The sequence below is a fragment of the Streptomyces sp. NPDC002958 genome, assembly GCF_055563255.1.
In genome coordinates, this window is record NZ_JBVHDS010000024.1 from 58648 (window position 1) to 84100 (window position 25453).

General features: G+C 70.3%; 22 protein-coding genes. 4 read left to right on the forward strand and 18 right to left on the reverse strand.

The genetic code is table 11. The features are described from left to right. Positions 1–190: 190 nt before the first annotated feature. The 15 genes from ACZ3IC_RS28345 to ACZ3IC_RS28415 form a co-directional block, all read right to left on the reverse strand. The gene (locus ACZ3IC_RS28345) at positions 191–1729 is read right to left on the reverse strand and encodes an ABC1 kinase family protein (RefSeq protein WP_467420639.1); all 1539 of its coding nucleotides are present in this window, start codon (positions 1727–1729) and stop codon (positions 191–193) included. After that, positions 1726–3966, reverse strand: a complete 2241-nt coding sequence (locus ACZ3IC_RS28350) for an anthranilate synthase component I (protein WP_467420642.1) — start codon at positions 3964–3966, stop codon at positions 1726–1728. The genes ACZ3IC_RS28345 and ACZ3IC_RS28350 overlap by 4 nt, the downstream gene beginning before the upstream one ends. A 249-nt stretch (positions 3967–4215) precedes the next feature. Then, a complete protein-coding gene (locus tag ACZ3IC_RS28355; RefSeq protein ID WP_467420644.1) occupies positions 4216–5358 on the reverse strand; it encodes an acyl-CoA dehydrogenase family protein in 1143 nt (380 codons plus the stop codon). Then, entirely contained in the window at positions 5351–5851 is a 501-nt protein-coding gene (locus tag ACZ3IC_RS28360; protein WP_467420645.1) for a PaaI family thioesterase, read from the reverse strand. Before ACZ3IC_RS28360 ends, ACZ3IC_RS28355 begins: the two co-directional genes overlap by 8 nt. Before the next feature lie 132 nt (positions 5852–5983). Further along, the gene (locus tag ACZ3IC_RS28365; RefSeq protein WP_467420648.1) at positions 5984–7114 is read right to left on the reverse strand and encodes a ferritin-like domain-containing protein; all 1131 of its coding nucleotides are present in this window, start codon (positions 7112–7114) and stop codon (positions 5984–5986) included. Then, positions 7111–8625 (reverse strand): class I adenylate-forming enzyme family protein, encoded by a 1515-nt coding sequence (locus tag ACZ3IC_RS28370; protein ID WP_467420650.1) that lies wholly within the window; start codon positions 8623–8625, stop codon positions 7111–7113. Before ACZ3IC_RS28370 ends, ACZ3IC_RS28365 begins: the two co-directional genes overlap by 4 nt. Position 8626: 1 nt before the next feature. Beyond that, positions 8627–8854 carry an acyl carrier protein gene (locus ACZ3IC_RS28375; RefSeq protein ID WP_467420652.1) on the reverse strand — a complete coding sequence of 76 codons (228 nt, stop codon included), beginning with the start codon at positions 8852–8854 and terminating at the stop codon, positions 8627–8629. Continuing rightward, entirely contained in the window at positions 8851–9873 is a 1023-nt protein-coding gene (locus ACZ3IC_RS28380) for a hypothetical protein (RefSeq protein ID WP_467420655.1), read from the reverse strand. Before ACZ3IC_RS28380 ends, ACZ3IC_RS28375 begins: the two co-directional genes overlap by 4 nt. Beyond that, entirely contained in the window at positions 9870–10127 is a 258-nt protein-coding gene (locus ACZ3IC_RS28385; protein ID WP_467420656.1) for an acyl carrier protein, read from the reverse strand. Before ACZ3IC_RS28385 ends, ACZ3IC_RS28380 begins: the two co-directional genes overlap by 4 nt. Then, entirely contained in the window at positions 10124–11806 is a 1683-nt protein-coding gene (locus ACZ3IC_RS28390) for an AMP-binding protein (protein WP_467420659.1), read from the reverse strand. Before ACZ3IC_RS28390 ends, ACZ3IC_RS28385 begins: the two co-directional genes overlap by 4 nt. After that, on the reverse strand, positions 11803–13404 hold the full coding sequence (locus ACZ3IC_RS28395; RefSeq protein ID WP_467420661.1) for a class I adenylate-forming enzyme family protein: 1602 nt from the start codon (positions 13402–13404) through the stop codon (positions 11803–11805). Before ACZ3IC_RS28395 ends, ACZ3IC_RS28390 begins: the two co-directional genes overlap by 4 nt. A gap of 274 nt (positions 13405–13678) precedes the next feature. Continuing rightward, the gene (locus ACZ3IC_RS28400; RefSeq protein ID WP_467420663.1) at positions 13679–14566 is read right to left on the reverse strand and encodes an alpha/beta fold hydrolase; all 888 of its coding nucleotides are present in this window, start codon (positions 14564–14566) and stop codon (positions 13679–13681) included. 201 nt (positions 14567–14767) lie between these two features. Beyond that, positions 14768–16018, reverse strand: coding sequence for a 3-deoxy-7-phosphoheptulonate synthase (locus ACZ3IC_RS28405; protein WP_467420666.1), 1251 nt, complete (start codon positions 16016–16018; stop codon positions 14768–14770). 114 nt (positions 16019–16132) lie between these two features. Next, positions 16133–16798 (reverse strand): 4'-phosphopantetheinyl transferase family protein, encoded by a 666-nt coding sequence (locus tag ACZ3IC_RS28410; RefSeq protein ID WP_467420667.1) that lies wholly within the window; start codon positions 16796–16798, stop codon positions 16133–16135. Between the two features lie 50 nt (positions 16799–16848). After that, positions 16849–18354, reverse strand: a complete 1506-nt coding sequence (locus ACZ3IC_RS28415; protein ID WP_467420670.1) for a class I adenylate-forming enzyme family protein — start codon at positions 18352–18354, stop codon at positions 16849–16851. A 476-nt stretch (positions 18355–18830) separates the two neighbouring features. Here ACZ3IC_RS28415 and ACZ3IC_RS28420 point away from each other — a divergent pair, with 476 nt between their 5' ends. Continuing rightward, positions 18831–19064, forward strand: coding sequence for a hypothetical protein (locus ACZ3IC_RS28420; RefSeq protein WP_467420671.1), 234 nt, complete (start codon positions 18831–18833; stop codon positions 19062–19064). Here ACZ3IC_RS28420 and ACZ3IC_RS28425 read toward each other — a convergent pair. Both ACZ3IC_RS28425 and ACZ3IC_RS28430 read right to left on the reverse strand, forming a co-directional pair. Then, positions 19041–19577, reverse strand: coding sequence for an RNA polymerase sigma factor (locus ACZ3IC_RS28425; RefSeq protein ID WP_467420672.1), 537 nt, complete (start codon positions 19575–19577; stop codon positions 19041–19043). The genes ACZ3IC_RS28420 and ACZ3IC_RS28425 overlap by 24 nt on opposite strands. Positions 19578–20052: 475 nt before the next feature. Further along, complete coding sequence (locus ACZ3IC_RS28430) at positions 20053–21618, reverse strand: carboxylesterase/lipase family protein (protein ID WP_467420674.1); 1566 nt, start codon at positions 21616–21618, stop codon at positions 20053–20055. Positions 21619–21874: 256 nt separating this feature from the next. On the opposite strand from ACZ3IC_RS28430, the gene ACZ3IC_RS28435 reads away from it, so the two are divergent. After that, positions 21875–22441 (forward strand): RNA polymerase sigma factor, encoded by a 567-nt coding sequence (locus ACZ3IC_RS28435; protein WP_467420676.1) that lies wholly within the window; start codon positions 21875–21877, stop codon positions 22439–22441. Continuing rightward, positions 22438–22956 (forward strand): hypothetical protein, encoded by a 519-nt coding sequence (locus ACZ3IC_RS28440; protein ID WP_467420678.1) that lies wholly within the window; start codon positions 22438–22440, stop codon positions 22954–22956. The genes ACZ3IC_RS28435 and ACZ3IC_RS28440 overlap by 4 nt, the downstream gene beginning before the upstream one ends. A gap of 61 nt (positions 22957–23017) precedes the next feature. Here the strand turns inward: ACZ3IC_RS28440 and ACZ3IC_RS28445 are convergent, their stop codons facing one another. Further along, positions 23018–23206, reverse strand: coding sequence for a hypothetical protein (locus ACZ3IC_RS28445; protein ID WP_467420680.1), 189 nt, complete (start codon positions 23204–23206; stop codon positions 23018–23020). A gap of 182 nt (positions 23207–23388) precedes the next feature. Here ACZ3IC_RS28445 and ACZ3IC_RS28450 point away from each other — a divergent pair, with 182 nt between their 5' ends. Continuing rightward, complete coding sequence (locus ACZ3IC_RS28450) at positions 23389–24897, forward strand: glutamate synthase subunit beta (protein ID WP_467420682.1); 1509 nt, start codon at positions 23389–23391, stop codon at positions 24895–24897. Positions 24898–25453: the final 556 nt, after the last annotated feature.

The following is a 25453-nucleotide window of genomic DNA, read 5'->3' on the forward strand; positions in this document are numbered from 1 at the left end:
GCCCGCACACCTGCTTCGGTGGGGCATCGGCTGTACCCATCGCCACCGGCCTCGTCCGGTCGAGCCGTGATCCCGGTCTCCCGCGTGACAACGAGGCCACCACTCGGCAATGGAATGCTGACAGATGCGCCCCTTGACCGGATGGCGGCGTCGTGCGGGCATGCCCCCGAGCAGAGCAGAAAGCGTGGGGTCAGATCTCGGGGTCGGCGAACCCGGGCAGCCAGCGCAGGGCCTCGGCGCGGAACGGGATCTCGCACTCCAGCTGGCACAGCACCGCCGTGGCCGCGCCGACGACGCGGTTCACCAGGACGTACGACGGCGGCAAGTTGAAGCGGCGCAGCAGGCCGCCCTCACGCAGGTCGACCGCCTGCACCACTTCTTCGCGAAGCCAGGTGCGGGTGAAGCGGTATGTCTCGTCCCGCGACGGGGTCGCGATGGGCAGCAGGAGAGAGCCGAGCGCCGCGTCGTCGAGCGGGTCGCCGGGCCTGATGAAGCCCTCTTTGACGAGGAGATCACGAGCCGCGGCCCAGTCGCCCCGGCCGGCCAGCCGGTTCAAGGTGCCGAGGGCGGCCGGGAATCCGTCCGGCAGGTGTTTGACTGCCCCGAAGTCGATGACGCCGAGCCGGCCGTCGTCGAGCATCCGGAAGTTCCCCGGGTGCGGGTCGGCATGCAGGTGCCCGGCGCGTCGGGGCCCGGAGAACAGAAAGCGGGTGTACTTGAGCCCGGCGTCGTCGCGCTCGTCCTGCGATCCCTCTTGGATGACGGTGGCGAGGGGGGTGCCCTCCATCCATTCGGTGACGAGCACCCGCTCGGTGAAGGCCACCACCTCGGGGACCAGGACCTCCTTGTCGCCGCGGTAGGCGTCGGCGAACGTCTGCTGGGCCGCCGCCTCCAGGCGGTAGTCCAGCTCCTCGGCGACCCGCTCCCGCAGCTCGGCCAGCATCGGCTCGACGTCCAGGCCGGGGGCGATGATGGAGAACAGCTTTATCAGGCGGCCGAGTTGGGTGTAGTCGCCCAGCAGCGCCTCACCGGCACCCGGATACTGGATCTTCACCGCCACCGGACGGCCGTCCGTCCACACCGCCCTGTGCACCTGGCCGATGGAGGCGGCGGCCGCGGGGTTGTCGTCGAAGGAGGTGAACCGGTCGCGCCAGTCCTTCCCCAGTTCGGCGGCGAGCACGGCATGGACGCGTGCGGCGGGCAGCGCAGGTGCCGCCTCCTGAAGCATGGTCAGGGCTGCCCTGTAGGGGTCGATGACCTCGGGGGGCAGTGCCGCCTCGAACACCGACAGCATTTGCCCGAACTTCATCGCGCCGCCCTTGAGTTCACCGAGGACGCGGAAGAGGTGCTGACCGGTGCGACGCTGGAGTTCGCCGGTGATGAGGTCGCCGGGCCGGCCGAGGAGACGCTTGCCGACCCGCAGTGCGGAACGGCCGGCGAAGCCGAGCGGAAGCGAGGCGAGACGGGCGTTGCGGGTGAAGGGGGAGCGGGGGATGTCGCGGGTGGGCCGACCGGCGACGCGGTAGGAGTCGCCCCGCGGGGCGGCTTTCTGCTCCGCGTCCGCTCTTGCCGCAGTCTCCTGCGCCGTCCCCGCCGACGCTACCGTCTCTCGTTCCGGTTTCTGCGGCGTGGTGGCTTCCTGCGCTGTTGCTTCCGGTTTCTGCGGCGCGGTGGCCTGCCGCGTCGTCGCTTCCGGTTCTTCCGGCACGGCGGCCTGCTGCTCGGTCATCGCAGGCTCCCCGCGCCGGTGCGGAGGGCCGAGGTGGTGCGTGTGAGGCCGGCGACCGCGTTGGCGATCAGCGTGTGGCCGGCGCCCTCCTCCGTCGTCATGATCGACTCGGGATGGAACTGCACCGCCGCTATGGGCAGTTCACGGTGCTCGATGCCCATCACCGTTCCGTCCGGGGCACGCGCCGTCACCTCGAACCCATCGGGCAGCGTGCCAGGGTCGGCGCACAGGGAGTGGTAGCGCCCGGCACGGATACGCGCGGGCAGATTCTTGAACACGGTGCCGCCGCCGTCGACCACATCGATGGGCGAGGGCTTGCCGTGCACGGGCAGCGAAAGTCTGCCGAGCGTCCCCCCGAAGTGCTCCACCAGGCCCTGCAGGCCCAGGCAGACACCGAAGACCGGCAGCCTGCGGACCAGCGCCGCATCGAGCAGTGAGGACATTCCGAAGTCCGCAGGGCGGCCGGGACCCGGCGAGAGCACGAGCAGGTCGGGGGCGATCGTGTCGAGCAGCTTTGGCGGGAAGCCGGTGCGGTAAGTGACGACCTCGGCTCCGGTCTGCCGGAAGTAGTCGGCGAGCGTATGGACGAAGGAGTCCTGGTGGTCGACGAGCAGCACCCGGCGCGGCCGACCGGTGTCGGGGTCGGTGCCGGCGGCGGGGGCCCGCGGCGTCCGCGCCGCCGGGGTCACGGACCCGGGCCGCACCCCGGCCGATGCGTTCTCCACCGCGTCGAGCAGTGCGAATGCCTTGAGTACCGTCTCGCGCTCCTCCGCCTCCGGGTCGGAGTCGTACAGCAGTGTGGCCCCCGCCCGTACGGTGGCGACGCCGTCCCGGATCTGGATGGTGCGCAGCGTGAGCGCGGTGTCCAGAGCGCCGTCGAAGCCGATCCGGCCGACCGCCCCGCCGTACCAGCGGCGCGGGCTGCGCTCGTTCTCCTCGATGAAGGCGATGGCGGCGCGCTTGGGCGCCCCGGTGACGGTGACGGCCCACATGTGAGTGAGGAACGCGTCCAGTGCGTCGCGGTCGGTACGCAGTCGGCCGCTCACATGGTCGACGGTGTGGATGAGCGTGGAGTAAAGCTCGATCTGGCGGCGGGCCAGCACCTCCACGCTGCCCGGCACACAGACACGGGCCTTGTCATTGCGGTCCACGTCGGTGCACATCGTCAGCTCCGACTCCTCCTTGCGGGAGCCGAGCAGAGCACGGATCTGCTCGGCGTCCTCCAGGGGGGTCCGGCCGCGCGCGACGGTGCCACTGATCGGGCACGACTCGACGGTGGCGGCATCCGGGTCGACCCGGACGAACATCTCGGGAGACGCCCCGACGAGGTGCTCGCCCTCCGCCAGGTTCATCAGCAGCCCGTAGGGCGCGGGGTTGCGTGTGCGGAGCCTGCGGAAGATGTCGGAGGGTGCCGAGCCGCCGGCGCGGTGGAAGCTCTGGCCGGGGACCGCCTCGAACATCTCGCCGTCGTGGAAGCGCTGCTGCGCGAGACGGACCAGCTGGGCGTACTCGCCGGGCGCGTGGTCGCGGTAGGTGGTGGGCTCGACCGGCCGGCTGTACGGGGCGGCGGGTGTGGCGCGGTCGAGACCAGCGGTGGAGCGGCCCGCGTACGAGAACTCGTAGCTGTGCCGCACGGCAGTGCCGCGCCGGCGGTCGATCTCCAGGATCCTGTCCGGGAGGTGCAGCACCATGGTGCGGTCGTACGGGTCGCGGTCCTGGTGAAGCGGTACGGGGTCGAACCGCAGAACGAGGTCGTAGCCGAACGCCCCGTACAGCCCCCACAGCGCGTCGTCCGGGCCTGCGAAACCGGTGACGACCGTGCGCAGCACATTGAGAACGGAGGGGCGGCGGGTCCGCTCCTCCTCCGTGACCGGATTCCGGCTGCCGCCGATGTCCGCGGTGACGAGACCCGCCTCGGTGTCCCACCGTGCCCCGTGCGGGAGCAGGACGTCGGCGAGGGCAGGCAGCAGTACCCGCCCGCGCTCGTTGAGCGCGCGCACGTACACCCGGTCCTGGACGGCGGTCACCTCCACCGGCGGGTCGGCATGGCCGAGGTCGTACGGACGGTAGCGGCCGGGCTGCTCGGAGCGCCCCGACATCAGCAGACCCCGCCGTGAGTCGAGCGTGCTCTCCAGCCGGGCCAGTTCCGCATCGGCCGCGGCAGGGGCCAGAGGCTCGGACAGGCGGGTCACCGCCACCCCGATCGGGGTGGTCCATCGCTGTGTCATTGCCGTCATCGTTCAGTCGTCCTTCTGCGTGTCGGAGGGCAGATCAGTCAGGCAGCGGTCGGGGGCGGTCGGGCCGATCCGCACCGGCGGGTGTCCCGGAAGCGGGCGGGACCCGGTCCACGAGGAGTCCGGCGGCGCCGGTGCAGCGGGTGGGATCGCACAGCGGCGGTGCGTGGATGTCCGGTCAGGCCCTGGCGCCCCTCCCGGCAGGCTCTGCCTCGTCGGGCAAACATGGCCGGTCACGGCCCCAGACGTGCCCTAGACGCCGAGGTCGCGCCCGATGATCTCCTTCATGATTTCGTTGGTGCCGCCGTAGATCGGGTGCACGCGGTTGTCGACGAAGGCCCTGGCCACAGGGGTCTCGCGCATGTAGCCGTAGCCGCCGTGCAGCTGTACGCACCGGTCCAGGACGCGCCGCTGGACATCGGTGGCCCACCACTTGGCCTTGGCGGCGCTCACCGCGTCCAGCCGGCCCGCGTTGTGTTCGGCGACGGCCCGGTCGACATAGGTGCGGGCAACATCCAACTCCGTCGCCATCTCGGCGAGTTCGAAGCGGATGTGCTGGAAGCCGCCGATCGGCTGCCCGAACGCGCTGCGACCTCTGCAGTACTCCAGGGTCTGTGCGAACGCGGTCTCCGCGGCGGCGACCGCGTACGCGGCGATGCCGAGCCGTTCCTGCGGCAGGTTGTTGGCCAGATACAGGAAGCCACGGCCGGGCCGGCCGAGCAGATTGGCGGCCGGCACCCGGACGTTGTCGAAGAACAGCTCCGCGGTGTCCTGCGCGGCCATGCCGATCTTCTCCAGCTTGCGGCCTCGCTCGAACCCCGGCATGCCGCGCTCGGCCACCAGCAGGCTCAGACCCCGCGAGCCCCGGCCGGGCCCGGTCCTGGCCACCACGATCACCAGGTCGGCGTGGATGCCGTTGGTGATGAACGTCTTGGCGCCGTTGAGCACGTAGTCGTCGCCGTCCCGACGGGCGGTGGTGCGGATGGCCTGCAGATCGCTGCCGGCCTCCGGCTCGGTCATCGCGATGGCGCTGATCAGGTCGCCCGAACAGAAGCCGGGCAGCCAGCGCTGCTTCTGCTCGTCGGTGGCGAGCTCCAGCAGATACGGGGCGACCACGTCGTTGTGGAGCGCGAAGCCGACTCCGGTCGCGCCGACCCGCATGATCTCCTCGCTGAGGATCGCCTGGTAGCGGAAGTCGCGGACACCCCCGCCGCCGTACTCGTCGGGTACGTCGATACCGAGCAGCCCGAGCTTTCCGGCAGCGCGCCACACCTCGCGGTCGACCAGGCCGGCGCGCTCCCACTCGGCATGGAAGGGGACGATCTCCCGCTCCACGAAGTCGCGTACCAGATTTCTGAAGTCCAGGTGCTCCGGAGCCAGTTCGGTCTCACGCATCGTCGCTCCCCGTACGGTGGATGATCTGCTCGACGGTGCCCGTGCACGTCCGCCGCCCGTCCTGCACGAAGCGCACCTCGGCGACCGCGCGCCGACTGGAGCAGCTGGTCAGTTCGGACTCGATCGATACGGGTCCGGGCACCAGCGGTGCGTGGTAGTCGACGGAGAGCCCGGCGGTCAGGAAGCCCGCCCGGTCCGGTATCGCCGACAGCATGACAAGACCGGCGAAGTGGTCGACGAGGCAGGCGATCCAGCCGCCGAAGACCACTCCGGGAGTGAGTGTGAGCGCGTCGTCGAACTGTGTCTCACAGGTGATCAGGCCCGGCAGCCAGGAGGTTGCGGGCGGCAGCGCCAGGGTGTGCGCGGCCGGCGGGTCGGGCACGGTCCCGTCGGCCAGGCCGGCCAGCATTCGGCGGCCGCCGGTGTCGGCGTCGGGCGCCGCCAGGCCGCGCAGCCGGACGGGCCGGGCAGGGGGCGGGGTGGTTTCGAGCATGGTGGCTTCTCCGCTGGTCCAAGGGGCTGGGACGCGGTGTCCGGGGCGAGAGGGGGAACCCGCGAGGGGACGGGGCAGGTCCGCCGCCGCGCCGGGGCCGGGGGAGTACCCGCGGCGCGGGGCGGACCTGGTTCAGGGGGTGACGGAGGTGCCGTCGGGTGCGGCCGAGCGGCCCAGCTCGATGACCGAGCCGATGTCGCGGCGGCGGGACTCCATTTCGCTCTGTGTCAGCGCGTCGACGGCAGCCTTGTCGTCCAGTTCACGCAGCGCGACCTCGTCCACGTCCTGGAAGCCGAGGACACCCATCTTCCGCAGCGCTTCCTGTACGCGCGGGCCGAACATGCCGATCTCCTTGAGGCCCGGCACGATCCGCATGAAGACGAGCCGGCGGAACTCCCGCTTGGCGGGCGAGCGGCGGGACGCCTTGATGGCCTCCTCGCCGTAGCCGAGGGTGTTCCAGATGTCGTCGTCGACATACCGGTCGCGCAGCGCCCAGCAGCCCTCGACGACGAAGTCCTCGCGCTCCTTCAGCTCCGACTCGCTCAGCTGCGGATAGTACTCGCGCAGCAGAAGCCGGCCGAAGGCCACATGGCGGGCCTCGTCACGGGCCACATAGGCGCTGAACGCACGGGCCAGCGGGTTCCGCAGCCGCTCGCGGTGCACTCCGAAGGTGGCCAGGCCCATGTTCTCGACGAGGATGTGGGCTGCCAGCACACCAAAGTCCCAGCGGGGCTCCCGCATGGCCTGCTCGAACATCGCGGCGATCGACGCGGAGAGCCCGTACCGCAGACCGATCTTGGTGTGCAGGAAGCGGTTGAACCCCTCGACATGGCGCGCCTCGTCCATCAGCTGGGTGGCCGCGTACAGCTTGGAGTCCAGGTCGCTCACGGTGAGGAGGATCTTGCCCACCGCGATGAGGGCGGCCTGCTCGGAATGGAGGAATTGCGAGTACAGCCAGCCGCTGCTGTGCCGGCGGATGATGCGCCGTTCGCTCTCCGGCAGCCGGTCCCAGAGCTTGGACCCCGCGATGGATATGAAGTCGTCCGGCAGGCCGAGCGGGTCGTCCGGATCCACCTCGTGGTCCCAGTCGAGGCGTTCGTCCATGTCCCACTGGCGCTGCTTGCCCTGCTTGTACAGGCGGACCATCTTGTCGTTGCGCCGGTCGTAGTCCCACTGGATGACGGCGTCGCCGTGCACCGGGACAGCCCACTCGCCGGCCAGCGCCGTCAGAACATCCGGCCGGGTGAAGTCGGTCGTGGTCACGGGTTGTCCTCCCTCTCGATGACGATCCGACGGGCCAGCTCCCGCAGTTGGGGCCGGAGTGCCTTGCCGGCCGGGTTGCGCGGGATGCTCTCCAGCGGCAGGAAGTGGCTGGGCCGCTTGTAGGCGGCGAGCCCGTCGATGCACAGGCCGAGCAGCGCGGACTCGTCGAACTGCTCCGGCGACACGGGCTGTACGAAGGCGACCGGGGTCTGACCCCAGGTCTTCGACGGCAGTGGCACCACGATTACATCGGCGACCTGCGGGGACTGCCGCAGTACGTGCTCGATCTCGGCCGGGTAGACGTTCTGCCCGCCGCGCAAAATCAGGTCATTGCGCCGGTCGACCACCCACACAAGGCCCGATTCGTCCACGCAGCCGAGGTCGTGGGTGTTGAGCCAGCCGTCGCTCAGCACTTCGGCGGTGGCCTCCGGGCGCTTCCAGTAGCCCTGCATCAGACCGTCGCCGGTCACCTGGAGCTCGCCGATGGTCCCCGCCGGGACCTCACGGCCCTCGTTGTCGGCGATCCGCAGTGCGGCGCCGAGCATCGGCCGCCCGACGCAGACCGCGCCGGGGACCGGAGGCTCGCCGACCACGCTGTGCGGGGCCAGGGAGATCACCGGGCCACCGCCCTCCGTGATCCCGAAGATCGTCTGGAGTTCGGTGCCGAGCCGCTCGTGCGCCTCGCGCGCCAGTTCCTCGGGCATCGGAGCCGCCCCGTGCAGCAGCAGCCGCAGCGCACCGAGGTCCGTGGTGGCCAGGCCCTTCGCGTCGAGGAGCAGTCGGACCATGGAGGGAACGAGGAAGGCGTGGCCGATCTCCCACCGCTGCAGTGCGGCCAGGCAGCCCTGCGGAGTGAAGCGGTCCAGGACGCAGACCGTGCCGCCCGCCGCGAGATAGTCGAGAGCGATCACCACGCTGCCGTGGAACAGTGGACCCGCGTTGAGGAATGCTGTGCCCGGCTCCGGGCGTACGTCCGCCAGCCAGGACAGTGCGTTGATCTGCAACGAGCGCTGGTCGACGATGACGCCCTTGGCCCGGCCGGTCGTCGCGGAGGTGTGCAGGATCATGACCGGGTCGGTCAGTCCGCTGCCCTCGTCAGCGGTGGAACCGGCCTCGGGGTCCGGGAGCTCGGCGACCTCGGCGATGTCCGTCAGCGGCAGCCCGGGAAAGAGCCCGCCGAGCCGGTCCAGGCCGGCGGCATCGGCCACCGCGGCGGCAGGCTCCGCGGACTCCACGATCGCGCTGATCTCCGGGTCGGTGAGCGCCGGGTTGACCGGCACGGCCACCAGGCCGGCGGCGGCGCAGGCCAGATAGGTCTCGAGGACCTCGACCCGGTTGCCGCTCAGTACGAGGACGCGGCTGCCCGGCACCCCGCCGAGCCGCAGCCGGGACGTCAATGCCTCCACGTCCCGGTGCAGCCGTCGCCAGCTGACGTCGCGCCGGGTGTCCCGCAGGGCGAGGGCGTCGGGGTCGCGGGCAAGTCCGCGGCGCAGTATGTGTCCTAGCCACATGTCAGGCGGCCCCGTTCCCGATCAGATCGGCGACCGCGCGGATCGACGTCAGCTCAAGGAGCTCGTCGTCATCGAGCGGCCTGCCGAGGTGGTCCTCCACACGCAGCGCGAGCCGGATCAGCTCACCGGAGTTGACGCCCGCACCTGTCAGGTCGTCCTCGTCCGCGACACGGTCGATCAGACCGGGGTGGTCCAGGCTTTCACGGACAAAGGATCGTGCGAGGCTCATGAGCTCCTCCGCGGACGGGCGCCGACGCCGACCATGGCCCAGTACGGGGCGGGTTCGCCGTCGAAGTACACAAGGGGTTCGGCGCTGTCCGTGCGGCACGGCAACAGCCGGTTGAACCGGCTCCCGAAGCACGCCGCGGCGAACTCGGGCGACTCGGCGACACCGCGCTCGTCCCCGACGGTGGCCACGAACGCGAACACGGGGTCCAGGGACTTGTGCACCCCGTCCTCGACGACGTCGCACCACGCGTGGTCGCTTCCGAAGAGGCCGAGCAGATAGCCGCGCCGGGCCGTTGCCTCGAGGCCGACGGCGCGCAGCCGGTCGGCGAGCAGCCGCGAGGCCACCACGCAGTCGGCGATGCCCAGTCGCCACGCCCGGTGGTGGTCGGCGCGCAACGGCTCCGGCACCGTCTGGTAGGTGACTCGGCGTGAGGCCAGCCCCTCGACGACCTCGTTCCACGCCTCGTGGATCCGCGGGTCGCGCACGGTGAGTTCGGCACCAGTGAGGCGGATGGCCGCCTCGTAGCCGGACACCCGCAGAGGGCCGTCGAAAGTCTCCTTCGACAACAGCTCCACACCGGGCGCCGACAGGTCGGGCACCCGGACGGTCACCCGGGGCAGCCCGCCGGCCTGCTCCGCGGCTGCTCCGGCGCTCTCGCCGCCGGCCGTACGAGCCGGGTGGACGCCGATCTCCCAGTCCCGTGGCGCGTACCAGCTGTCGCGGGACGAGGCTGCGAACCGCATCAGGAAGCGCAGCCCGAGCTCGGGCACGGTCTGCCCGGTGCCGCAGAACATCCCGACGTTCATCAGGTCGTCGTAGTCGAACAGCGGGCCGCGGCCGGAGTCGGTCACATGCGGCAGCCCCTCGGCGGCGAGCCGGGCCACCTGCGCCGGTTCGGCGCGCAGCGCCCGGGCCGCGGTCGCCGCGTCCGTGTCGTACCGTCCGACGTCCCGGGGCACGACCGTGAACCGGCCGAGCGCTCCGAGGAGTGCGTCGGGGGAGGCGGTCCGCACTGTCATAGGGAGCTGCCCTCCCGCTCCAGGGAGGCCACGAACTCGGCCAGTTCGCGTACGGTCGCGGACTCGAAGAGGAAGTCGTCGGGGATGACGACATCGCACTCGTCCTCGATGTCGGTGATCGCACGCAGCGCCTTGACCGACTCGATGCCGGGGACGGCCGAGAGGGGCTTGTCGGCGTCGATGGTGGTGGCGGAGACACCGGCCTGGGTGGCCAGAGCCCCTACGACGATGTCCAGGGTCTTGGCGACGCTCACTGGTGCTGTCCTTCCGATGCGGTGGCGAGGGTGGTGGTCTGCCGGCGGTAGAGCTCGGCTGCGCCGGAGCGCTTGACCTTGCCGGAACTGGTGAAGGGGAGGCTCTGCGGGGAGACTGCGACGGTCTCGACGGCGCCCAGCCCCAGATGCTCGGAGAGCCGGCGGCGGATGGCCTCGCCGACGGCGGCGGCCGTGTCCGCGTCGAGCTTCGTCTCCCAGATGACGACCATCCGCTCCTCACCGTCGTCGTCCCAGGCGAAGGCGGCGCAGTGACGGCGGTCGACTCCGGGGGTGGCCTTGACGATCTCCTCGACGTCCTCGGCGTAGTAGTTCTGGCCGCGGACGACGGCCATCGCCTTCATCCGGCCGATGACATAGAGCTCGCCGTCGTGCAGGAACCCGATGTCGCCGGTGCGCAGCATTCCGTCGGGGGTGAACGGCTGCTGCCCGGCGGGCAGTCCGAGGTATCCGGGGGTGACCGGAGCACCGCCGATCTGCACCTCGCCCACGGTTCCCTCGTCGAGCGGGGCGCCTTCGGCGTCGCCGATCCTGACGTGGAGTCCGGCCGTCGGCGCACCGCACGAGACGACGGAGCGCGCCGTGGGCCCGGCCTCGGCGGTCTCCCGGACCCGGTCACCCATGGACAGGCTCGACCGGTCCACGAGCAGGCTGCGGTAGTCCGACTGCGGGATGCCGGTGCTGACGATGAGTGTCGCTTCCGCGAGCCCGTAGTTGGGCTGCACGACCTGGGGCCGCAGACCGTACGGCGCGAAGGTCTTCTGGAACGCCTCGAGGCTGCTCAGGCGCACCGGCTCGGAGCCGTTGCCGCCGTACCGCCAGGCGGACAGGTCGAGGTCGTCGGGGATGCCCTTGGCGGCGGCCGCGACGAGGTAGTCGTAGAAGAAGTTGGGAGCCGGCAGGATCGTCGACCGGGAGGCGGCGAACTCGCCGAGCCACTGCACGGGGCGGCGGACGAAGTCGCCCGGCTGCCACAGGGACAACGAGGTGCCCTGCCTCAGCGAGGCGAGCATGGTGAACAGGCCCATGTCGTGGAAGAGCGGGAGCCACTGACCGAGTCGGTCCTGCGGTGTCCACCGGGTGCCTGCCTCGATCGCGTCGAGCCCGGCCGTGACGTTGTCATGGGTGACCACGACGCCCTTGGGCGCCGAGGTGCTGCCCGAGGTGTACTGGATGACCGCGGGAGCGTCCCCACCGCCGCACACCGGCGGCAGATCCCGGCTCTCGTGCGGAGGTTCGGCGATGTCGATGACCGGCAGATGCGGCACGGCGGCCGCGATCCGGGACACGATGCGGCCCCCGAGGCTGCCGTCGACGAGCAGTGCGTCCAGCGAGGCGTCGGCGGCGACCCGCTGGATGTGCGCGGCGTACGCGTCCGCTCCGCCGAAGGCCACCGGCAGCGCCAGCGGTACTGCCGCGGCATCGAGCCGCAGCAGGGCGAGCAGACCGCGCACCCACGGCTCGCCATTGGCCATGAGCAGGCCGGCACGGCGCGGAGTGCGGCCGTCGCAGGCGGTCAGGATGCCGCCCGCGGTGCGCTGCGCGCGGGAGAACAGCGCGGGTCCGGATACCGGCTCCTCCTGGCGAGAGGGGGTGTGGAGCATGGTGCCGTCGTGGACGGACTCGGAGAGCAGGTTCCACAGCTGGGCCATGGTGGTCATACCTCCTTCTCGGTGGTGGTGCGCTGGATGCGGCCGGCGAGCTTGCGGCGCAGCACCGACCGGCGGACCTTGTACGAGCCGGTGACGGGCATCGCCTCCCACTCCCAGAAGCGCACCTGGAGGTCGGGCAGCCCGGCCTCGGCGGCGACGGTCCGGAACCGCTCGGGGTCGGGCGCGGTGCCCGGACGGGGGCAGGCGACCGCGAAGACCGTGCTGTCCCCGGATTCCTCGCCCTTGACCAGGACCAGCTCGACCAGCTCGGGCAGGGCCTCCAGGAGGTGGTCCTCCTTCTCGAGCAGGCTGCCGACGCCGTCGACGTGCTCGACGATGCGGTCGAGCAGTTCGAGGGAGCCGTCGTCGAGCCGGCGGCCGATGTCGCCCATGGGCCACCAGGAGTCGTCCGACGGCATGGGGCCGCCGCCGACATAGCCGCGCATGCGCCCCGGCGAGCGGGTCTCGATGAGGCCCGGTGTGTTCACCGGCTGCGGATTGCCGTTTTCGTCGACGATGCGGATCTCCATGCCGCCGCCGGGGTGGCCGACATTGCGCGGGGAGTAGTCCGCGGACTCCTCACGGGTCACGATGCGCAGGCAGATCGGGCCCGACTCGGTCTGGCCGTAAGCCTGGAAGTAGTGGGCACCGGGGTGCTCCGACGCGTTCAGCAGGGCGCGTACGGTGCGCGGGTGCATCGCGTCGAAGGTGCTGATGAACCGTTCGACGTGCTGGAAGGGGCGGTCCGGGTCCTCGGCCAGCGACTCCCACTGGATGTAGACGTTCGGGTGCGTCTCGAGGGAGGTCGGACGGTGCTCCAGCATGAGCCGCTTGACGTTGGCAGGGTCCGGGTCGGCGATGGCCAGGGCGGGCATCGCGGTCTCCAGGGAGGCCAGCGTGCCGGCACAGGTGCGGGCGTGCACGAACGACAGGTGCTTGGCGTTCAGGTCGTTCGACGAATACTGGTCCCGGAAGATCATGATCATCGGGGCGACCATGCCGAACAGCGAACGGGTCGAGTGTGCGGCCATCTTCGGAGCGCCGGTGGTGCCCGAGGAGTGGGTGATGACGAACCACTCGTCCTCGTCACGGGGGTTGGCGGTGTGCGGCAGCCGGTCCTGGACGGGCACCACCCACTTCTCCTCGGTCGCCTCCAGGCACAGCACTTTGCGGGTCAGCAGCCCCAGCGCATGACGGGAGTCGGCCAGCCGGGAGAGACCGAAGGAGTCGACGAGGAGGTAGGGGCTCTCCAGCCGTGCGAAGCACTCGAGCAGTTCACCGATCTCCATGGCGGAGGACAGCAGGGCGGGCAGTGCACCGATCTTGCCGAGCGCGCACATCACGGCCTCGACCTCGATGTGGTTGCGCTGGACGACCGCCACCGTGTCACCGCGGCGGACCCCCGCCGCCCAGAGCCGGTCGGCGTAGTCGTCGATGGCCTGGGCGAATTCGGCGAAGTTGCGTACCGGCTTGTCGTAGGTGCGCCAGGGCGTGTCGGAGAGGAAAGGTGTGTCGGGGTGCTTCTCCGCAGCGACGGTGGGAAGCACCCCGAGTGACGCGGTGGGCTGGGGTATCACGTCGAGATTGAGTGCGGATACGTCGGGCATTCGTATTCCCTCTGCTCGGCCTGGCGATTGCATTCGGGCAGCGCAAAAGCAGCCCTGCTACGGGTGGATTGCGGTGGGGGGATGCCGGATGCTCACGAAGTGACGGGAAGCATCCGACATCAGATAAGAGGCGGCATCCGGCTCGCACACTCCATCGAATTTCGAGGAATTTTTCGGAGCTGGTGATTCCGGGGCCGGGACCCGGTTCCCAGGTTCTGCCGAGGCCCGGCTCCAAGGCCCTCCGCAGAACCTGGGAACCGGGCCGGTGGGGGCTTCAGCCGCCGTCGGAGAACAGCTCGCGGGCAGCCTTCGCCACCAGGTCGGGGCGCTCCTCGTGCAGGTAGTGCCCGCAGTCCGCGACGACCTCCACCCGCAGGCTGCTCGCCTGCCGCTCGCCGCCCGACAGCACGCTCGGCGGCAGCATGAAGTCCTTGGCGCCCGCCATGATCAGAGTCGGCGTGGTGAGCCGGAACTTCTTGAAACTGCCCAGGAGCAGCTTCGCGATGTCCCGCAGCGCGAAGGCGCGGTGCAGCGCCTCTCCGGCCCGCGCCCGGTCGGGCTCCTGGCTCGACCGTACGAACTCGGCCATCGCTCCCGGCTCCCACACCGTCTTCTCCGCGACCCCCTTGTACATCAGGTACCGGGTGAAGCCGGGCCGGTGACGCAGCATCCAGCGGCCGAGCAGCGGCTGTTCGAGCAGGGCGGTGTACCAGAAGCGCCAGGAGTGCGGCATCAGCCGGCGGTGCAGCGGCCAGGGGTGGAGCATGTTCAGCGCGAGGAAGTGGCTGAAGCGCTCGGGCGCGCGCAGACAGAGGTGGAATCCGGTCCAGGCACCCCAGTCGTGCCCGATGAGCGCGGCCCGCTCCAGACCGAGTTCGTCCATCAGCGAGAGCACGTCGGCGACCCGGCTGTCGGTGTCGTAGCCCTTGGCCGGCGCGTCGGACCAGCCGAAGCCGCGGAGGTCCACGCAGATCAGCCGGTACTCCCCGGACAGCAGTGGGATCAGCCGCCGCCATCCGTACCAGTGCTGGGGGAACCCGTGCAGCAGGACCACCGGCGTTCCCTCGCCCGCCTCCGCGATGTGCAGCCGCACCCCCCGTACCTCGGTGTGGTAATGGCGGACACCTTCCAGCTCCGGCATCGGTGGTGTGTGGTTCGGCATGGGGACTCCCCGGGGTGGTGGTTTTGGTTCGGTCGGTCGGTCAGGAGGCGGCGACCTTGTCAAACGTTCCGTCCGGGATTCCGTGCCGACCCATCGGAACGTGTGTGGGGGCCGCAGCGTCCTGACGGGGCTGGAGCGGGGGCTGCTCGTATTCACCGGCGCCGACGGCACCGCTGTCCTTGCTCCGCAGGGGCAGCGGGGTCAGCGCAGGGCGCACAGCTCGGCGATCAGCGCCGCCGTTTGGGCGGTCTGCGCTCCGTTCAGCCGTGGATCGCACGCCGTCTCGTACCGCAGCGGCAGGTCCTTCTCCGCCACCCCCGGGAGGCCGCCGACGCACTCCGTGACATCGGCCGGTGTGGTCTCCAGGTGGATTCCGCCGGGCCAGCCGCGGGCCTCCCGGACCGCGGCGAAGAAACCGCGGATCTCCGCGCTCACCGAGTCGATGTGCCGGGTCTTGTGGCCCGTGGCGCTGGTGTACGTGTTGCCGTGCACTGGGTCGCACACCCACACCACGGGGTGGCCGAGCCCGGCCACCTTCTCCACCAGCGGCGGCAGTACGGACCGCACCGCGTCCGCGCCCATCCGGGAGATCAGGACGAGGCGCCCCGGCTGATGGTCCGGGTCGAGCCGGGCGCACAGCTCGGCGAGGAGCTCAGGGGTGGTGGTGGGACCGACCTTCACCCCGACCGGGTTGGCCACCCCGGACAGGAAGCGGACGTGCGCCCCGTCCGGTTCGCAGGTACGCGCACCGATCCAGGGCAGGTGGGCCGAGGTCAGGCACCAGGTGCCGGTCATCGGGTCGCGGCGTACCAGCGGCTCCTCGTAGTCGAGCAGCAGGGCCTCATGACTGGTCCACACGGCAGGGGTACTGCCGGCCAGCGAGTCGGGCATGGCCATCCCCGACTCGGCGAGTTCGCGCAGCAGGGCGAGGACGGCGCGGGCGTGCCCATGGCCTTCGAGCAGGCGCATGGCGTCGGGGACGCGGGCGGCCGGTTTCGGTGCCGGGTCGTTCACCAAGTGGCCGCGGAACGAGGGCAGTACGAGGTCGCCCACCCGCTCGGTGGCGCGGGAGCGGGGCTTGGCGTACTGACCGGCCATCCGTCCGATCGGTATCGCCTGCCGGTGCAGCGCGTGGCTGATGGTCCGGGCCGTGGTGTGCAGCAGGTCCACCCGGGCCGCGGTCCCGGCGAAGGTGGGGGTGTCGAACGTCTCGGCGCAGTCGCCGAGTTGCACTACGAACGCATCCGCGTGCGCGGCCCTGGAGAGCGCCCGGCGCAGATCGAGGACCTCGCTGGGCCGTACGAGCGGCGCGGTGCCCGCAAGACGCGCGCGGACCCGGCGCAGAAGCGCCGGGTCCGGCCAGACGGGCTGTTGCGCGACCGGATGCCGGCGCCAGTCCGAGGGCAGCCAGCCGGTCGGCCGTGACCGTGCGAGCGAAGGGGATGAGTGCATGGCGACGTGACCTCCGTGAGGGTGGGTTCGGTACAGGTACCGAACGCGGTACCTGGGCGGTGCGTGACGTACGCGAGCCGTACATCGACGGGGGACGCTGGCCTCACCCGGACCTCAGTCCTGCGGAACGGCCCAGCACAGGACGCCCTGCGGCAGCCGCCGTACGGTCACGTGCACCCGCAGCTCGGGCTGCCGCACGGCGTGGGCGACATAGCCGTCGGTGTGCGCCTCCAGCCGGAGGTGGCGCAGCCCCGGCAGCTTCGGGCCGAGGACCGGGCTGAGGGCCTTGAAGGCGGCTTCCTTGGCGGAGTACAGGGCGAGCAGGCGCTGCTGTGCCGCCTCACCGGCCTGCTGGAGAAGGGGTGTTTCGGGGCCGCGCAGTACCAGATGGGCCGCTTCGAGGGGCAGGGCGGTCAGTTCGAGGTCGATTCCCAGCGAGCGGAACCGGTCCGAGGGGCCGGCGACGGCGACCGCGACCCCGTCGGAGTGGCTGAGCGACGCCGAGATCCCCGCAGGCAGCCGGGGGCGCGGCCCCTCGCACAGCACCGCGCCCGCAGTGAGTCCCGCGGACCGTAGCGCGCGGTGCAGCGCGCTGCGGCCGATCAGGAAGTCGGCCCTGCGGCGCGGCGGCATCGTCCGGGACATCCGGCGCTCCGCGTCCCGGACCGCCACCGGTGGCCCCTCGTGGACGGAGGCGATCCCGAAGCCGAGCCCCGGTATCCGGGGCCGGAAATGCGCCAGGGCGCACGGAAGCGACAGCGGAGTCCCTGTGGAATGCATGGTGTTTCCGTCCCTGTTTTTCGGATATTGGCGTTCTGAATGGTTCCTCTTCAGGCGGTGAGCAGTTTCTTCTGCACTTTTCCCAGGGAATTACGCGGTAGTTCTTCGATGATCTGGACGTCCTTGGGGATCTTGTACTCCGCCATCTGCTCGCACAGGTACTCCAGGATCTCCGTGCGCCCGATGGTGGCACCGGAGGCGAGTACGACCAGTGCCAGTGGCGCTTCGCCCTCACCGTGGTCGTCGACGGGGACGACCGCGGCGTCGGCGACGGCCGGGTGCCGGAGCAGCACGCGCTCTATGTCGGCCGGGTAGACGTTCCGCCCGTTCCTGATGATCAGGTCGGTGAGCCGGTCGACGAGATGCAGCCGGCCCTCGTCGTCGAGGCGACCGAGGTCCCCGGTGCGCAGCCAGCCCGCGACCGAAGCCGCGGCGGTTGCCGCCGGCTCGCGCCAGTAGCCGCGCATCCGGCCGTCGCCGCGGACCAGGATCTCGCCGGTGTGCCCGGTCGGCATCGGCCTGCCGTCCTCGTAGGCGATACGCACCGACATCCCCGGGATCACCCGCCCCGCGGGCAGGGTCTCGGGCAGCTCACCCAGGGGATCCGGGTGTTCGCCGGGCCCCAGCGTGACGAGTGGGCCGCCTGCCTCGGTCAGTCCGTACACCTGGCGGAAGCCGCAGCCGATGGTGCGGGCGGCCCTCGCGTAGAGATCCACGGGCAGCGGCGCGGCCCCGTAGAGGAGCTCCGTCAGAGAGTCGGGCAGGGCCTGGTCCGGATGCGTGCCGAGGTGGTCCACCACGCCCCGCAGGGTCTCCGGGACCAGCCACAGATGGGTCGCGCGGTGCTGCCGGGCCGCCGTCACGATGTCCTCGGGTCGGGGCCCGGCGACGACCAGCGCAGCCCCTGCGGCGAGATGGGCGAATGCGAGTACGACGCTCCCATGGAACAGCGGTCCGCAGGTCACCAGCACGGCATCGGCCGGTGGTGCCGTCGCCGCGAGCCAGCCGAGCGAGATGTCCTTGACCGACCGGTGGTCCACGACCACGCCCTTGGGGTGGCCGCCGGTGGCAGAGGTGTAGAGGATGGCCACCGGATCGTCGGCCCGTACATGCGGTTCGAGAGTCGCCTCCCCGGTGCCGTCGGCGTCCTGGACCGGCGCGTCCTGGACCGGCGCGTCCTCGAAGGGCAGCCGCCAGCCGCCGCAGGCGGAGCGCCGGTCCGCACGCTCCAGCAGAGCGCGCTCGCCGATGATGCCCACGACCTTGGCGTGAGCGACGATCTCCGCGATCTCACCGGGGACCAGACTCGGATCCAGTGGTACGAAGAGTGCGCCGAGGCGTCCCAGCGCGAAGTAGGTCTCCACCACCTCGCTCCGGTCCTGCGACAGGACCGCCACCCGGTCCCCGTGCCGTACGCCGCGCGCGCTCAGCCGACCGGCCAGGAGTTCGACGCGGCGGGCCAGCTCCTCCCAGGTCGACGATCGCCGTGCATCGGCAAGTGCCACCCGCCCGCCGAAGCACTGACGGTTCCGCTCCAGTAACTGAGTAAGCCACATGCTGTTGTCCCCTTGTACGGTGCATGCGTATCCTGCTCTTTCACCGGGATAGAGGCCGCACGGCGGCCATACACTCCCCTCCGCATCCGCTTTTCTCTGACGAGTTGTTACGAGTCGCTTCCGAAGTGGTGATTTGTGTGAGCTCGACCCGGAAGTGGGATGGTGCGGGTGTCTCCGCCAGGTGAGGCAGAGAGGGAGTTATTCAACGATGGGCCCATTGCGCAGTGACTGGCCGACGGCCGAACTCGACCCGCTGCGGCGCCTGAAAGTCATCGCCTCCGCCGCGAAGCACCCGAGCTGTGGCGAGCGTCATTTCGATGTACCGATCGAGCAGTTGTGGGCCGTCGCGTCCGACCTGGAAAACGAATTCCCGAAGATCGTCCCCGGGCTGCGCTCTTTTCACCGTCACCGGATCGGACAACGACCGGCTGGCCGGGCAGGCGGTCAGTTCCCTCGGGCACCGTGAACACTTCGACGTGGTGCTGCGTCCGGGCTGGTGCCTCATGCAGAGCAAGGTGCTGACCGGCGGAATGGCCGCCGTGCCCGAGGGTGACGGAAGCAGGTTCGCCTTCTTCAGCAGCCTGCGGTTCCCCGGTGGCCAGGTCATTGACCGGGCGCGCCGGCTGCGGGAAGCGCACCGGACCGGGCTGCTCTTCGACCGATTGCAGCAGCGGGTGGAGGCCCGGTCATTCCCAGGCGGTACGAAATGAGCGTCTGGCACGGAACAGTCGGGATCTGACTGTCCCCACCGGAACCGCAAGGATCCCTGCGACCTCCTGTTCGTTCAGGCCGTCGATGTGCCGCAGGGTCAGCACCGCCCTGTGCTCGGGTGCGAGCCTTGCCATGACGTCCGCGATGTCCGAGGCGAGTTGCAGGTCTTCGAGAATGGGCTTGTCCTCCCACTCCGCGGGTACGGCGCTCCGCTGATGGCGCTGCTTGGCGAACTTCACCGCCTCACGGACGGCGATCGCGCGCACCCAGCCCAGGAACGCCACGGGTGTCTTGAGCTGATGGATGTTCCGGAAGACCGCGATGAGGGCCTCCTGCGCTGCATCCGCTCCGTCCTGCAGTGCCACCGGCCCGCAGATCCGGCCGACATACGGCGAGATGGTGTTGAGCAGCTCATCCATGGCCAGGGCATCCCCCTGCTGCGCCCCCTCCACGAGCCGGGCCAGTTTCTCCATATCCCAGCCGACCGCGCCCGCCCCACCGGTTTCACTCACTGCGCCCCCATCGTCGGCATCCCTGTGCGCCGGGCGGGGAACGGCGGCCGGATATCCAATTTCGAAGACATCGCAAAGAGCGTTTCGGCGTGAACTCTGACGATCCGCCGCACCCCAAATACTCAACCCGCGAGTAACAAATCCACGGGAAAAGTGATGATGAAGTGCAGGCAGTCAACCCCCGTCGAGCCAGAATTCAGCTTCCCTGCAATGTGCATCCCACCCTAACATCAGGCGAGGAAACCTGGACAGATTTATCAGCAGCTCCGTAGGGCGAGAATTACTGTTTCGTCACATCGAGTCGCGATCGCGTGTTGAGGTGGTTTCAAATGCCGGGCGGTCGAGTGAAGTCGCGGTGAGGATGTGATGGTGCCGCCTCGCGGGCCGCCCCGGCGAAGCCCACGACAGGGATCGGCGGACTTCTCACCTCGCCCTCGGTAAAGGCGAGCTTGGGGTGAAAGCCATTGACATGGCCTCAATTGTCCTTTCCGTGGACCTCGTGGGCCGACCCCACGGGCGGGAGGGGCTCAGGCAGTTGGAGGACTGCTTCGAAGTGCTGGCCGGACCACAGCAGACGCGATGCGGCCACCGGATCGCCGACCAGCGCGTCATTGCGGTCGTAGGCCTTCGCCAGCCGACTTTCGAGGCGGTATGCGGGCCAGCCGGGGTCGCCGACGGCAGCGAACCTCGTCCAGGCCGTGCGCATCCTGACCGACAGGGAGGCAGCCTCCTGCGACGGTGCGGCTCCCAGCATCTGCTGTGCGAGGGGAGCGTCCAGGGTGCCGAACACCAGCGGTACGTCGAGACCGTGGCAGGACCCCAGCCGGCCGCCCAACGCGGGTGCGGGCCAGCGCAGTTCGTAGGCGAACGCCACCCCGCCCGCCGCGGCCTGGGCGTCCTGGAGCCGTACGGTCGGCATTCGCCACAGCCAGTCCGACTTGACCAGCTCATAGAGCTCATCGGCGCCGGCCTCCCGGTAGGCGCCGCGGTAGGCACGCTCGCCGTCCGGCTGAGTGCCGAGCACGCGGAGAGTACGGGACGCCCGCTCCTCGGTCACTGCACCCAGCTCGCCCCTCTTGGCCATGAACAGCCGGTACTCGTCCCGGTTGTGGCCGAGCATCAGGGTGATGCCCCGGGCTGCCCCCTGCGCGACGGCTTCCCAGGGGCTGCACGGCAGCGTCTCACCGTCGACGACCGGGGAGAACATCGTCTCGGTGTGGCCGACGGCGCCCCAGCGGTCCGCCTGGTCGGTCATGGCGGCGAAGACCGCTTCGGCGGCCCGTACAAGAGCATGCGGGTCGGTGGTCCGCAGGGCGTCCGCGGTGGCGGCCGATCCCATCCGCGCGCCGACGGCACCGGCGACGTACGCGGCCAGTCGCGGGGTGAAGCAGAAGCCAGGAACGCTCTGCACCACCGCCCGGTGGAAGAGCCCCGCCGCGGCGGGCATGGCCAGCAGTGCCACAATCGAACCGGCCCCGGCCGACTCGCCGAACACCGTCACACCGGCTGGGTCACCGCCGAACGCCGAGATGTTCTCCTGCACCCAGCGCAGCGCGGCGATCTGGTCCAGCAGTCCCCTATTGGCCGGACTTCCGGCGAGCTGAGCGAAGCCTTCCATGCCCACCCGGTAGTTGAAGGTGACAAGAACGACGCCTTGCCGGGCGAGCCGCGCTCCGTCGTACACGGGGTCGCCCGCCTGCCCGAACACATAGGCGCCACCGTGGAACCAGACCATCACGGGCAGCCCTGTCGTACCAATGTCCGGGGACCACACATTGACCGTCAGATAGTCCGGCGCCTGCTCCGGGCGGGCGGTGGCCGGCGCAGGGTTCATACGGTCGTGCTGCGGGGGCGGAGGCCCGAACGCGCTCGCCGGCCGGATCCCGTCCCACGGCTTCGCCGGCTCGGGCGCGGCGAAGCGCAGGACTTCGAACGGCGGCTGCGCATACGGAATCCCCCGGAACACGGCGATTCCGTCCTCGATCCGGCCCCGCACCACGCCCTGGCCGGTACGTGCCTCGGGATGAAGTTCCGCTGCCACCTTGCTCCGCCCTTCCCACAGTTGTTGGCGAGTGCCGCGGCGGCCCGGGGTCCGGAGCGCCGCGGCGGGCATCGTCGACACCAGGAAAGAGGCGGCTGGGGCCCGGGACACTCCCGGTCCTAAGTTTTTTCGGCTAAATACGCAACTGCGGGAGTATCCGGCCTGTTCGGCTCCTCTGTCCCTATGAAGCTCCATGCACCGAGCGCCGCCACGGCGCACGGGCGGAGCAGTGCCATGCGAGGGAGGAGAACGGCGCATGAACGGAGCCGACACGCACTTGCGGCGGTGCGAGCCGGACACCCGGCAACCGCCGGAGGCGGATCCGTGGGCTGCCGGTGCCCGGCTTGTGAGGGCAGCTCAGTCCGGTGATGCCCTGGCCGTCAATGACCTTCTGAACCTGCTGATGCCCTATGTCAGCCGAATGTGCCGGCCGATCGCCCTGGCCGACAGCGCCGACGCGGTGCAGGAGTCTCTCATCGCCGTCTTCCAGGGCCTGCCCAAGCTGAAGGACCCGACCGCCCTGTACGCGTGGGTACGCACCATCACCGTACGCGAGGCCGTGCGGGTGGCCAAACGCACGCAGCGGGAGACCCCGGTGGGCGAATTCGACGACATCCCCGGATCGCGCAGCACGGAACTGGCCTCCGATGTGCACGACGTACTGCGTCGGTTGTCGTCCGAGCACCGTGCGGTCCTGATGCTGCGTGAACTGGAGGGCCTGGACGAACGATCGGCGAGCGAGATCCTGAACATTTCGTGCGGCACGGTGAAGTCACGGCTGCACCGTGCCCGTAACAGCTTTCGGAAGGCGTGGACGCGATGACCAACGGCTGGCCAACTGCCGAGCTCGACCCCGTACAGCGGCTGCGCGTCATGGCCGCCGGGCTGAACGCCGTGATGTACGCGGAGGAGTACATCGACGCCCCCATCACCGATGTGTGGGAGGTGGCGAGCGACCTGGAGGGCGAGCTGCCGCATCTGATACCGACGCTGCGGGCCTTCCGAATGGAGCCCACGCCCGGCCCCGGTGCCCCGGACCGGGGCCGGGCGTGGGCGCACGGCCCATTCGGGCACAGCGCATGGTTCGATGTGCTGCTGCAGCCGGGGTGGTGCCTGATGCAGAGCCGGTACGTGGTCGGTGGGATGGCAGCCGTGCCCGAGGGCACCGGGACGCGCTTCGCGGTGCTCGGCGGGCTGCGGGGCGGAAAAACGACCACCCCGCTGACCACCCCGCTGAGCACGCTGCGCCCGCTCGGCTGCAGCCGCGGGCTGCGGATGATCTCCCGTGTCCGTCGCCGGACCTCGGTACGGCGCGCCACGCGCGGGACCGGGCATTAGCCCCCGATTCGTCCGGGGTGGGGTTCGGATCTTCGGCCACGCCCGGCCGTCAGGCCGGGCGTCACCGACCACGCCCGGGTTCACAGTCCGAGTTCGCCCAGGCGGACGCGTACTGGATGGTGAGGCCTTCGGGTTTGCCGACCGGGTTGTCCCAGAGGGCGTCCAGTTCGGACTTCACGGCGGCGGGCAGTGCCTCGTGATCGGAAAGGGTGCAGCCCGGGGGGGCCGAGGTGGGCCCGTGGGCACTCATGCAGATCCGCGGCCGATCTGCTGGACGCGGGCGTCCGTGCGTTGCGGGGACTCGATGCCCTCGCGTGCAGCGCGGTGGTCGATACCCCGGCCGAGCAGCCTTTGAGCAGGTGGTCGCGGTTGGCCGCAGGCGTACTCTGGCCGTAACGCCTGTGCACCGCGAGTGAGCGACGGAGGCGGCGCATGACCGACCCCCACGGTTTCCTCAAGACCTCCCGCCGGCCCGTCCCGGCGCGCCCCGTCCAGGAACGGCTGAGCGACTGGAACGAGGTCTATGCGGGGCAGGCGCGGCTTCCGCTCGTGTCGGAGCAGGCGGGGCGTTGCATGGACTGCGGCATTCCGTTCTGTCACAGCGGCTGCCCGCTGGGAAACCTCATTCCCGAGTGGAACGCGTACGCGAGGAAGGGGGACTGGTGGGCAGCGGCCCAGCGGCTGCACGCGACGAACAACTTCCCGGAATTCACCGGACGGCTGTGCCCGGCGCCGTGCGAGGACGCCTGCGTGCTGACCATCAACGCCGATCCGGTGACGATCAAAAATGTCGAACAGGCGATCGCCGACCAGAGTTGGGCGCGCGGATACGCGTCGCCGCAACCGCCCGGGCGGCTCAGCGGGAAGACCGTCGCCGTCATCGGCTCCGGACCGGCGGGACTGGCGGCAGCGCAACAACTCACCCGTGCCGGTCACACCGTCGCCGTCTATGAGCGAGCCGACCGCATCGGCGGACTGCTGCGCTACGGCATTCCCGCGTTCAAGATGGAAAAACGCCACCTGGACCGCCGCATCGAGCAGATGCGGGCGGAGGGCACCAAGTTCCGGACGGGTGTGGACGTCGGCAGCGATCTCGGCGCCACCGAGATCGCGGAGCGACACGACGCGGTCATCGTCGCCGTAGGAGCCACCGGCCAACGGGAGCTGTCCGTCCCGGGCCGCGAGCTGTACGGCATTCATCAGGCCGTGGACTACCTGACCCTGGCCAACCGGGTCGCCGAGGGCGACCACGACGTTCCGGCCGTTACAGCCGAGGGTAAACATGTGGTCATCATCGGTGGTGGGGACACCGGGTCGGACTGTCTGGGCACCGTCCTGCGCCAGGGCGCCGCTTCCGTCGCGCAGCTGGACATCAATCCGGAGCCCGGTGACACCCGGCGGGACACCGAGCCCTGGCCCGTGTATCCGAAGGTCTATCGGATATCCCATGCTCATGAAGAGGCCAGGGGGCGAGAGGGCACGGATCCGAGGGTCTTCTCCTCCGCCACCCTCAGCTTCGAAGGAGACCGGTCCGGCCATGTGTGCGCGCTGCGCCTGGCGGAAGTGGAGCCCGGGGGCAGAAGGCCGCGGCCGGAGACGGAACACATGATTCCGGCGGATCTGGTCCTGCTCGCCCTCGGCTTCTTCGGTCCCGAACGGGGCACCGGCCTGATGCGGCAGCTCGGGCTCACGCTGGACGACCGGGGAAACTTCGCCCGGAATGCCGCCTTCGCGGCCGAACTGGCGCAGTCGGCCGAGCGGGCCGCCCGCCCCGGGCCGGGCGGGGTGTTCATCGCCGGTGACGCAGGACGCGGCCAGTCCCTCGTGGTGTGGGCCATCGCGGAGGGACGGTCCGCCGCTGCTGCTACGGACCGCTATCTGAGCGGCTCCACGGTCCTCCCGTCGCCCGTCGCCCCACAGGACCGGCCCCTGGTCGCCTGAGACTGAGAGCCTGTCGGGTGACCTCCGACCGGGCGGCCACGCCCTGGCACGCAGGAATGGGCCCGGCCACACCGGAGGGAACGTGGGCCTCGGCACCCGGGCGCTCGGCTTCCTGGTGAACATCCTGGCGACGGGATAGCCGACGATGGTCGCGACCGCGCGTCCGCTGTCCAACTGGAGCAGCCCGGTCGGCGCGTCCTCGCTCTGCGAGATCCGCATCTTCTCCCGGCACTTGGCGTTCTGCTCCTGGCCGATGTGGAGGTTCGACACCTGTGAGCCGGGTGGTCCCGGGCTCGTACATCTCCATGGGCGGATATGCCACCGCGGTGGCCACCCGCAGCACCCCCTTCTGCCGGTACTGAGCGGGGAGCAGCTCGGCCGCGGGCCGGCCGGCGGCCTGCGACGAACTGCCGGACGGGGCGTCGCCCTGACCGGAGCGTCCGCATGCGGTGGCCGCGAGCGCTAGTACTGCAACCGCATCTGCCGTGACGGGTGCTGGATTTGCTCGTTGTTCCGACTGTGCGATGAATCGTTGACGGTTGAGCAGGTCGAGTCG